Source organism: Plesiomonas sp. (genome assembly GCF_051650925.1).
Taxonomy (GTDB): Bacteria; Pseudomonadota; Gammaproteobacteria; order Enterobacterales; family CAMTGL01; genus Plesiomonas.
This window is the reverse complement of sequence record NZ_JBOFRH010000512.1, coordinates 1-10,673: the sequence shown is the minus strand read 5'-3', so window position 1 is coordinate 10,673 and position 10,673 is coordinate 1. Positions and strand designations below refer to the sequence as shown.

11 protein-coding genes are annotated in these 10,673 nt (G+C 47.8%); all 11 read left to right on the top strand.

What is annotated here, in order from left to right:
* The first annotated feature begins 429 nt into the window (after positions 1-429).
* The 11 genes from mnmG (at position 430) to ACRC27_RS12255 (ending at position 10,456) form a co-directional block, all read left to right on the top strand.
* The gene (gene mnmG / locus ACRC27_RS12305) at positions 430-2,319 is read left to right on the top strand and encodes a tRNA uridine-5-carboxymethylaminomethyl(34) synthesis enzyme MnmG (protein WP_438622545.1); all 1,890 of its coding nucleotides are present in this window, start codon (positions 430-432) and stop codon (positions 2,317-2,319) included.
* 20 nt (positions 2,320-2,339) lie between these two features.
* Positions 2,340-2,972 carry a 16S rRNA (guanine(527)-N(7))-methyltransferase RsmG gene (rsmG, locus tag ACRC27_RS12300; protein ID WP_438631000.1) on the top strand — a complete coding sequence of 211 codons (633 nt, stop codon included), beginning with the start codon at positions 2,340-2,342 and terminating at the stop codon, positions 2,970-2,972.
* A gap of 601 nt (positions 2,973-3,573) precedes the next feature.
* Entirely contained in the window at positions 3,574-3,954 is a 381-nt protein-coding gene (locus tag ACRC27_RS12295) for an ATP synthase subunit I (RefSeq protein WP_438622544.1), read from the top strand.
* Positions 3,955-3,962: 8 nt separating this feature from the next.
* Entirely contained in the window at positions 3,963-4,763 is an 801-nt protein-coding gene (gene atpB, locus ACRC27_RS12290) for a F0F1 ATP synthase subunit A (RefSeq protein ID WP_438622543.1), read from the top strand.
* Positions 4,764-4,818: 55 nt separating this feature from the next.
* The gene (gene atpE / locus ACRC27_RS12285; RefSeq protein ID WP_010863012.1) at positions 4,819-5,076 is read left to right on the top strand and encodes a F0F1 ATP synthase subunit C; all 258 of its coding nucleotides are present in this window, start codon (positions 4,819-4,821) and stop codon (positions 5,074-5,076) included.
* A gap of 37 nt (positions 5,077-5,113) precedes the next feature.
* Positions 5,114-5,584, top strand: a complete 471-nt coding sequence (gene atpF, locus ACRC27_RS12280) for a F0F1 ATP synthase subunit B (protein ID WP_438630118.1) — start codon at positions 5,114-5,116, stop codon at positions 5,582-5,584.
* Positions 5,585-5,600: 16 nt separating this feature from the next.
* Positions 5,601-6,134, top strand: a complete 534-nt coding sequence (atpH, locus tag ACRC27_RS12275; RefSeq protein WP_438622541.1) for a F0F1 ATP synthase subunit delta — start codon at positions 5,601-5,603, stop codon at positions 6,132-6,134.
* Between the two features lie 12 nt (positions 6,135-6,146).
* Positions 6,147-7,688, top strand: a complete 1,542-nt coding sequence (gene atpA / locus ACRC27_RS12270; protein WP_438622540.1) for a F0F1 ATP synthase subunit alpha — start codon at positions 6,147-6,149, stop codon at positions 7,686-7,688.
* Between the two features lie 50 nt (positions 7,689-7,738).
* Positions 7,739-8,602, top strand: a complete 864-nt coding sequence (gene atpG / locus ACRC27_RS12265) for a F0F1 ATP synthase subunit gamma (protein WP_438622539.1) — start codon at positions 7,739-7,741, stop codon at positions 8,600-8,602.
* A 30-nt stretch (positions 8,603-8,632) separates the two neighbouring features.
* On the top strand, positions 8,633-10,009 hold the full coding sequence (gene atpD / locus ACRC27_RS12260; RefSeq protein WP_438622538.1) for a F0F1 ATP synthase subunit beta: 1,377 nt from the start codon (positions 8,633-8,635) through the stop codon (positions 10,007-10,009).
* A 21-nt stretch (positions 10,010-10,030) separates the two neighbouring features.
* Entirely contained in the window at positions 10,031-10,456 is a 426-nt protein-coding gene (locus ACRC27_RS12255) for a F0F1 ATP synthase subunit epsilon (RefSeq protein ID WP_438622537.1), read from the top strand.
* Positions 10,457-10,673: the final 217 nt, after the last annotated feature.

Here is a 10,673-nt window from a genome sequence, read left to right as displayed (position 1 = left end):
AACTGGCTGCCACAGTGGATAACTCAGATCTAAATTTTTTTTATTTATTTTTACCGAAACTCTGTGGATAAGCTTGGATCAAACGGGGGTATAACCGGTAGTTATTCCATTAATAACTCTTACCAAGATCACCCCCTGTGGATAAACAGCCATTTAGATCCCAGCTTATCCTCGCTAGGATCACGGATCTTCCACAACAAATGATCCTTTCTAACCAGATGATCTTGTTGATCAATTCACGTTTATCCACACGATCTGGCGATCCTAATAAAAGATCCAATAAAGGATCTCTATATAAAAGATCTTTATTTTATTTAACTACGGATCAGATCACAGTTTCCCTTAGCGCTAAACTTCAGTAGAATTCACGCTCTGTGACAATCATCCCCCCGTTGATCTTCTTAACGCACAAACCGAGGTGTGGCGATCATGTTTTACCCAGATCCCTTCGACATCATCGTGATCGGTGGCGGACACGCCGGAACCGAAGCCGCGATGGCATCTGCCCGCATGGGATTGCGGACACTCCTGTTGACCCACAATGTCGATACATTGGGGCACATGTCTTGCAACCCAGCGATAGGCGGTATCGGTAAAGGGCATCTGGTGAAAGAACTTGATGCTCTTGGCGGCCTAATGGCCCTCGCCACCGATAAAGCCGGTATTCAATTTCGTATTTTAAACGCTAGCAAAGGGCCTGCTGTACGGGCTACTCGTGCACAAGCAGACCGTGTTCTGTACCGCCAAGCAATTCGAACCGCACTAGAAAATCAGCCAAATCTGCAGATCTTTCAGCAAGCGGTCGAAGATCTGATCGTTGAAAACGATCAAGTTGTCGGTGCAGTGACCCAAATGGGCTTAAAGTTTCGTGCCAAAGCAGTGGTACTGACTGTTGGTACATTTCTTGACGGTAAGATCCATATCGGGCTAGAAAATTACAGCGGTGGCCGTGCCGGTGATCCTCCCGCTATTGCGTTATCACACCGATTACGTGAATTACCGTTACGGGTCAATCGCTTAAAAACCGGCACACCACCACGCCTTGATGCCAGAACCATTGATTTCTCGGCACTTCAGCAGCAGTGGGGTGATAATCCCGCACCGGTATTCTCCTTCATGGGGCGCGCTGAGGATCATCCAGAGCAAATGCCTTGCTACATCACGCATACCAATGAGCGCACCCACGATGTGATCCGTGCCAACTTGGATCGCAGCCCGATGTATGCGGGGATCATCGAAGGGATCGGCCCACGTTACTGCCCGTCAATTGAAGACAAAGTCATGCGTTTTGGCGATCGCAATGGCCATCAGGTCTTCTTAGAACCCGAAGGTTTAACTAGCCACGAAATCTACCCAAATGGTATCTCAACAAGCTTACCGTTTGATGTGCAAATGGCGATCGTACGTTCGATCCACGGTATGGAAAACGTCAATATCGTGCGTCCAGGTTATGCGATCGAGTACGATTTCTTTGATCCTCGAGATCTCAAGCAGACCCTTGAAAGCAAAGTGATCCGCGGATTATTCTTTGCCGGTCAGATCAACGGCACAACCGGTTACGAAGAAGCGGCAGCACAAGGCCTGCTGGCGGGTATGAATGCCGGTCTGTATGCTCAGGAAAAAGAGGGATGGTTCCCACGCCGTGATCAAGCCTATATGGGCGTGCTAGTTGATGATCTTTGCACTCTCGGAACACAAGAGCCGTACCGTATGTTTACCTCACGTGCAGAGTACCGTCTGCTACTGCGTGAAGATAACGCCGATTTACGCCTTACTGCCAAAGGGCGTGAACTTGGTTTAGTCGATGATCTGCGCTGGGCTCGTTTTAACCAGAAACTGGAAAGTATCGAGCAAGAGCGTCAACGTCTGCGTCAAACATGGGTAAACCCGAAAACCGAGCAAATTGACGAAGTCAATGCAACCTTGTCTGCGCCATTGTCGCGTGAAGCCAGCGGTGAAGATCTACTGCGTCGACCAGAAATGGATTACGCCACCTTGACCAAGCTAAGTGCATTTATGCCGCCATTAGCTGATCAACAAGCTGCCGAGCAGGTTGAAATTCAAGTTAAATATGACGGTTATATCTCGCGGCAAAAAGAGGAAGTCGCCAAGCAACTGCGTAATGAAAATACGCTGCTGCCTGAGGATATTGATTATCAACAGGTTAACGGTCTTTCAAATGAAGTGATCGCAAAACTCAATGATCACCGCCCAACCAGTATCGGACAAGCCTCACGCATTTCCGGCATTACACCCGCGGCAATCTCTATTTTGCTGATCTGGTTAAAAAAGCAGGGCTTGTTGCGTCGAACCGCGTAAACGATCCTAAAGGACGTATGATGTTAGCTGAAAAATTAAATCAGTTGCTGGCACAAACAGAGTTGAGTGTTTCTGAACAGCAAAAACAGCAGTTGCTCGGGTTTGTGCAATTGCTCGATAAATGGAATAAAGCTTATAACCTGACCTCAGTACGTGATCCACAAGAGATGCTGGTTAAGCATATTTTGGATAGCGTAGTAGTAAGCCCTCACTTACAGGGAACGCGCTTTATTGATGTGGGTACCGGCCCCGGTTTACCGGGGATCCCATTGGCGATTATGAACCCAGACAAGCACTTTGTGCTACTCGACAGTTTGGGTAAGCGAATTCGCTTTATTCGTCAGGTTCAGCACGAACTGGGTTTAACCAATATCATTGCAGTACAGAGCCGAGTAGAAGAGTATCAACCTGAGCAGCCGTTAGACGGTGTGTTAAGCCGAGCATTTGCCTCACTGAACGATATGCTGCACTGGTGCCAGCATCTGCCTGCGGCAGAACATGGGCTGTTTTATGCACTGAAAGGGCAACACCCTCAACATGAAACTGAAGAATTACCGACATGGTGTGATGTTAAATCGGTGATCCCACTTTGTGTTCCTGAACTCAATGCAGAAAGACATCTCGTACTAATTGGTAAAAAACAGACTCAGTAATATTTTTAAGCCCACTGAATTTAACGTGGGCTTTTTTATTATTTATTTTTGGTGTATCGATTAAGCAAATTAATATGCAACGCGTATCAAGACTTTATTTTGTGAAATAAATCGCAAAATTAAGGTGTGTATTCCATTATTTTGTCAGTGGTTCGATATTTCTGACATTTAATAGCCTTAATGTTAGCAACAAAATGGAATAATTAATCTCCTCAATCTGTAACATCTTTTACGCACTTTTTTACGGATAAAGACTTGTTGATGTTTATGTTAGCGTTGCGCGTTTATTCTGCAATTGCAGGTAATTGGTAGGGTTAAATTAAAACTCTTAACAATAAATGCGGGAAGGGTGGCATTTTAGTTACAATTCGACTCAAACATCATACAAAACAGACGCATAAAGTTTACAAAATGTAAATGATTTGACTTGTTTTTGCTGCGAACTGATTGCATTGCATTACTGACTCCGTATAATTTCCATCACTTTAGTGTCGATAGCGGTAATTTTAGATACTCAGGTTATTTTTAGTAACAATGACCGCTGTTGTATATGATGGTGTGCAGTAATAACCACAGATGAATAGTCAGTAAGAAGGGTGGTATGTCATCATTAACCGCTCAAGGGCGAAAACTGGCCTGCCAGTTGTGGTTTAGCCAAGCGGCTGTGGTGTTAGTGTGTGCACTGGCATTTACAGGGTATAGCCGAGCATGGGCATGGTCAGCATTAGCTTCAGGGCTGATAGTTTTATTACCCAATGCTGTTTTTGCTTGGTACGTGTTTCGCTATTCAGGGGCTCGCCAATCAAGCTTGGTTATGCGCTCTTTTTTTGTCGGTGAAGTGGCAAAAATTGGTTTAACATTAGCGCTATTTGTTTTCGTTTACAGGTACATGGATGTGTTACTCATTCCCTTGTGCTTGACCTATTTGGCCGTGTTGATAGTGAATCTATTAGCACCCGTAATTTTTAACAACAACGAGTAGGAAGCATCATGTCTGCATCGGGTGAAGCTCTCACACCGTCCGGTTATATTCAGCACCATCTGACTAACTTGTCAGTGGGGCAGGGTTTTTGGACATTTCATCTAGATACGCTATTTTTTGGTTTTGCTATCGGCTGCCTGTTTTTATGGGTTTTTCGTCGTGTTGCAGTGCAAGCAACCTCCGGAGTGCCGGGTAAATTGCAGTGTGCTGTTGAGATGCTGGTCGAGTTTGTTGACCAGACTGTCCGAGACACCTTTCAAAGCCGTAATAACACGATAGCACCATTAGCACTGACCATCTTCGTCTGGGTATTTTTGATGAATACCATGGACTTGATCCCGGTTGACTTCCTGCCAGTGGCTGCACAGCATTTGGGTATTCCCTACATGCGTGTCGTGCCAACAACGGATCTGAACACCACCTTTGCACTGTCCATTGGTGTGTTCTTCCTTATCATTTTTTATAGCATTAAGGTTAAAGGGCCAAAAGGGTTCATTAAAGAACTCACTCTGCACCCATTTAACCACCCGCTAATGATCCCATTTAACTTAGTTCTGGAACTGGTCACCCTGATTGCAAAGCCAATTTCATTGTCTTTGCGTCTGTTCGGTAACATGTATGCAGGCGAGTTAATTTTTATCCTGATTGCAGTGATGTACACCGCAGGCTTAGGTTCTGGCTTTATCGCCACGTTCTTGCAGCTGGGCTGGGCCATCTTCCATATTCTGGTTATTACCTTACAAGCATTCATTTTCATGATGCTGACCGTGGTGTACCTGAGCATGGCGCATACGGATTCAGATCATTAAAAGTAACCCCTAACCTTAATAACTAGCTGTTTATAAACATAAATTGGAGATAACCATGGAAACTGTAATTAGCATTACTATCATCGGTGTTGCTATCATGATCGGTCTGGCTGCGCTGGGTACTGCTATCGGCTTTGCTATTTTGGGCGGCAAATTCCTCGAAGCTTCTGCTCGTCAGCCTGAAATGGCACCGGCTCTGCAAGTTAAAATGTTTATCGTTGCTGGTCTGCTTGATGCGATCTCCATGATTGCAGTCGGTATTGCACTGTTCTTCGTCTTCGCGAACCCGTTTGTGGGTCTGTTGCAGGGTTAATGATCAGCGGCCACTTAACTGTTAGAGAGGTGCTGTTGTGAATATCAACGCAACCCTGCTGGGCCAGGCAGTTTCATTTATCCTGTTTGTCTGGTTCTGCATGAAACTCGTTTGGCCGCCATTGATTGCAGCCATTGAAGAGCGTCAGAACAAAATTGCAGATGGTCTGGCAGCGTCAGATCGTGCAACTAAAGATTTAGAGTTGGTGAAAGCGAAATCAGCTGATCAACTTAAAGATGCCAAAGTTCAGGCAGCGGCCATTATTGAACAAGCGAACAAGCGTAAGACAATGATTTTGGACGAAGCGCGCAATGAAGCTGACCTTGAACGTCAGAAGATCATTGAGCAAGGCCGTGCCGAGATTGATGCTGAACGTAAGCGTGCGCGTGAGGAGCTGCGTAAGCAGGTTGCTGTATTGGCGATTGCCGGTGCAGAACGAATCCTCGAACGTTCCGTCGATGAAGCTGCAAACAGCGATATCGTCGATAAATTAGTCGCTGAACTGTAAAAGGAGGGTAGGGCTTATGTCTACAATGACTACGGTTGCCCGTCCCTACGCCAAAGCAGCGTTTGACTTTGCAGTCGAGCAGAATGCCATAACACACTGGCAGGATATGCTGGGGTTTGCGGCGGAAGTTGCGCGTAATGAAGAGATTGCTTCGCTGTTAGACGGTGCTTTAGCACCCGAGGCGCTGTCTGATCTACTGATTGCCATCTGCGCTGAACAACTCGATGAGTATGGCCAAAACCTGATTCGGGTAATGGCAGAAAATCGACGACTGGCTGTGTTATCCGATGTTCTGTTGCAGTTTATTGAACTGCGAACCGCTTATGAAGCGACAGTAGAGGTTGATGTGACCTCTGCTACGCCGTTAAGCCAAGAGCAGCAAGATAAGATTATTACGGCCATGGAAAAACGTTTGGCACGCAAAGTGAAGCTGAATTGCAACATTGAGAGTTCTGTAATGGGTGGCATAGTGATCCGTGCCGGCGATCTGGTGATCGACGGCTCAATTCGCGGACGCCTCACCCGTTTAACAGAATCGTTGCAGTCTTAAGGGGACTGGAGCATGCAACTTAATTCCACCGAAATCAGTGAACTGATCAAGCAACGTATTGCTCAGTTCAATGTTGTGAGCACCGCTCGCAACGAAGGTACTATCGTTTCGGTCAGTGACGGGATTATTCGCATCCACGGCCTGGCCGATGTGATGCAGGGTGAGATGATCGCACTGCCAGGTAGTCGTTATGCCATTGCACTAAACCTCGAGCGCGACTCTGTAGGTGCAGTAGTAATGGGCCCGTATGCCGATCTGGCAGAAGGCATGAAAGTATCTTGTACCGGCCGTATTCTTGAAGTTCCGGTTGGTCGTGGTTTGCTGGGCCGTGTAGTTAATACACTGGGTCAGCCAATTGACGGTAAAGGTGCACTTGAGCACGACGGTTTCTCACCTGTTGAGATGATCGCGCCAGGTGTTATCGATCGTCAATCGGTCGATCAGCCAGTACAAACCGGTTATAAATCTGTTGATGCCATGATCCCTATCGGCCGTGGTCAGCGTGAGCTGATTATCGGTGACCGTCAGACCGGTAAAACCGCGATGGCGATTGATGCGATCATCAATCAGCGCGATTCCGGTATCAAGTGTGTGTATGTCGCTATCGGTCAGAAAGCATCGACCATTGCCAACGTAGTACGCAAACTTGATGAGCACGGTGCTCTGGCAAACACCATTGTTGTGGTTGCATCAGCCTCTGAATCAGCGGCTCTGCAATACCTTGCGCCATACTCTGGCTGTGCAATGGGTGAATATTTCCGTGACCGCGGCGAAGATGCACTGATCGTTTATGATGATCTGTCTAAGCAAGCTGTGGCTTACCGTCAGATCTCTTTGCTGCTGCGCCGTCCGCCTGGCCGTGAAGCGTATCCAGGGGATGTATTCTATTTACACTCCCGTCTGCTTGAGCGTGCTGCGCGCGTTAACGTTGATTACGTTGAGCGCTTTACCAATGGTGCGGTAAAAGGCCAGACCGGTTCACTGACTGCGTTGCCAATTATCGAAACCCAAGCGGGTGACGTTTCTGCATTCGTTCCGACCAACGTGATCTCTATCACTGATGGTCAGATCTTCTTGGAATCTAACCTGTTCAACTCCGGTATCCGCCCTGCGGTTAACCCGGGGATCTCAGTATCCCGTGTGGGTGGTGCTGCACAGACTAAGATCATCAAGAAACTGTCCGGTGGTATTCGTACCGCTCTGGCACAGTACCGTGAACTGGCCGCATTTGCGCAGTTTGCCTCTGATCTGGATGATGCGACCCGTAAACAACTGGCACACGGTCAGAAAGTGACTGAATTGCTTAAGCAAAAGCAGTACGCACCAATGTCAGTTGCGGCACAGGCTTTGGTACTGTTTGCTGCTGAGCGTGGTTATCTCGATGACGTCGAACTGAATAAGATCGGTGATTTCGAAGCGGCTCTGCTTTCCTATGCCCAGCGTGAAAATGCTGAGCTCATCACGCAGATCAACCAAACTGGTGCTTATAACGAAGAGATTGAGAATGGCTTTAAGTCTATTCTTGAAACCTTCAAGGCAACCCAGACCTGGTAACCTGTCGGGTGGCTGTGTAAGCAGCCACCTGTAATGACGGAGAGGCAGAGATGGCCAGCGCAAAAGAGATACGAACAAAGATCGCTAGTGTGCAAAGCACACAAAAGATCACCAAGGCTATGGAGATGGTGGCTGCGTCTAAAATGCGTAAAACGCAAGAACGCATGGCTGCCAGCCGCCCGTATGCCGAAACTATGCGTAAGGTGATCGGTCATATCGCGCTTGGTAATCTGGAGTACAAGCATCCGTACCTAGAACAACGAGAGATCAAGCGTGTCGGCTATCTGGTTATTTCTACCGATCGCGGCCTGTGTGGTGGTTTGAACATTAACTTGTTCAAAAAGACCCTCGGCAGCATGAAAGCGTGGAGTGATCAGGGTGTTGCCGTTGAAGTTGCACTTATCGGTTCAAAAGCAACAGGCTTTTTCGGTTCAGCCGGAGCAAAAGTCGTTGCTCAGACTAATGGCCTTGGCGATACACCTACCCTGTCTGATTTGATTGGACCTGTGAAGGTGATGTTGCAAGCCTACGATGAAGGCCGCTTAGATCAGTTGTATGTGGTGTACAACAAGTTTGTAAACACCATGTCGCAAGTGCCTAAGATCGATCAGCTTCTGCCCTTGCCTAAACCGGAAAAACAAGAGATCCCAACACATAAGTGGGATTACTTATATGAGCCCGATCCGAAGCCACTGCTCGATACACTGCTTGCGCGTTTCATTGAATCGCAGGTGTATCAGGGTGTGGTAGAAAACCTCGCTTGTGAACAAGCGGCGCGGATGGTGGCCATGAAGGCGGCGACCGACAATGCCGGTAACCTGATTGATGATCTGAAACTGGTGTATAACAAAGCCCGTCAGACCAGCATTACTCAGGAACTGAGCGAAATTGTGTCCGGCGCTGCGGCGGTTTAAGGGCAAACGAATTACTTTAGAGGATTCAAGATGGCTACTGGAAACGTCGTCCAGATCATCGGCGCCGTGGTGGACGTGGAGTTCCCGCAGGACGCTGTACCTCAGGTGTATGATGCACTGATAGTTGAAGGTGTTGAGTTGGTGCTGGAAGTTCAGCAACAACTCGGCGGTGGTATTGTACGTTGTATCGCGATGGGGGCATCTGATGGCCTTAAGCGCGGTCTGAAAACAACCAATACTGGCGCACCGATTACTGTTCCTGTTGGGGTCGAAACACTGGGCCGTATCATGGATGTGCTGGGCAACCCGATTGACCAGAAAGGTCCTATCGGCGAGCAAGATCGTTGGGTTATCCACCGTGAAGCACCAAGCTATGAAGATCAAGCAAACAGCACTGAACTGCTGGAAACGGGTATCAAGGTTATTGACCTTGTCTGCCCGTTTGCCAAAGGTGGTAAAGTCGGCTTGTTTGGTGGTGCCGGTGTAGGTAAAACCGTAAACATGATGGAGCTGATCCGTAATATCGCGATCGAGCACTCAGGTTACTCGGTATTTGCCGGTGTAGGTGAGCGTACCCGTGAAGGGAACGACTTCTACCACGAAATGAAAGACTCCAACGTACTGGATAAAGTATCGCTGGTGTATGGTCAGATGAACGAGCCACCAGGCAACCGCCTGCGTGTAGCACTGACCGGCTTGACTATGGCGGAAAAATTCCGTGATGAAGGCCGTGATGTACTGCTGTTTATCGATAACATCTACCGTTATACCCTAGCAGGAACCGAAGTATCGGCACTGCTTGGCCGTATGCCATCGGCAGTAGGTTATCAGCCAACATTGGCCGAAGAGATGGGCGTGCTGCAAGAGCGTATTACCTCTACCCGCACCGGTTCTATCACATCTGTACAGGCGGTTTACGTTCCTGCGGATGACTTGACTGACCCATCTCCGGCAACAACGTTTGCGCACTTAGATGCGACCGTGGTACTGAGCCGTCAGATCGCTTCTCTGGGTATTTACCCAGCGGTAGATCCACTCGACTCAACATCACGTCAGCTTGATCCACTGGTTGTGGGCCAAGAGCACTATGATGTTGCACGTAATGTTCAGTCGGTATTGCAGCGTTATAAAGAGCTGAAAGATATTATCGCGATTTTGGGTATGGATGAGCTGTCTGAAACCGACAAGCTGACCGTATCACGTGCGCGTAAAATTGAGCGTTACTTGTCTCAGCCGTTCTTCGTAGCAGAAGTCTTTACCGGTTCTCCGGGTAAGTATGTTCCGCTGCAAGAGACCATCCGTGGCTTTAAAGGCATTTTGGACGGTGATTTTGATCATCTGCCAGAACAAGCTTTCTACATGGTGGGTGGCATCGACGAAGTGGTTGAGAAAGCCAAGAAGTATTAATGCTTCGTTGAGGAGGGCAATATGGCTGCAATAACCTTTCAGCTGGATGTTGTCAGTGCCGAGAAGCGTATTTTCTCGGGTCTGGTTGAAACCGTTCAAGTGACAGGTAGTGAAGGTGAGCTGGGTATTTTATCCGGCCATACGCCTCTACTGACTGCCATTAAACCGGGTATGGTGCGGATAGTAAAACAGCACGGGAAAGAGGAAGTCATTTATCTTTCTGGTGGTCTGCTTGAAGTTCAGCCTAACTCGGTAACGGTTCTGGTCGATACCGCTATTCGTGGTGAAGATCTGGATCTGGCTCGTGCACAAGAAGCGAAACGCCGTGCAGAAGAGCTGATTAAGAGCTCTCATGGCGATATCGATTATGCTCAGGCCTCTGCTGAACTGGCAAAAGCGTTGGCAAAACTGCGGGTTATCGAATTGACCAATAAGGCAAGACGTTAAGTTGTAAGCAACGCCCACTGTTAATGAAGCGGCTCTGAATCAGAGCCGCTTTTTTTTGTCTGTTTATCAGGAAAGGGTTGGTCTTAAAGATTAATGGGTGTTTTGCTTGTGCTGATGTGCTGATGTGCTGATGTGCTGATGTGCTGATGTGCTGATGTGCTGATGTGCTGATGTGCTGATGTGCTGATGTGCTGATGTGCTGATGTGCTGATGTGCT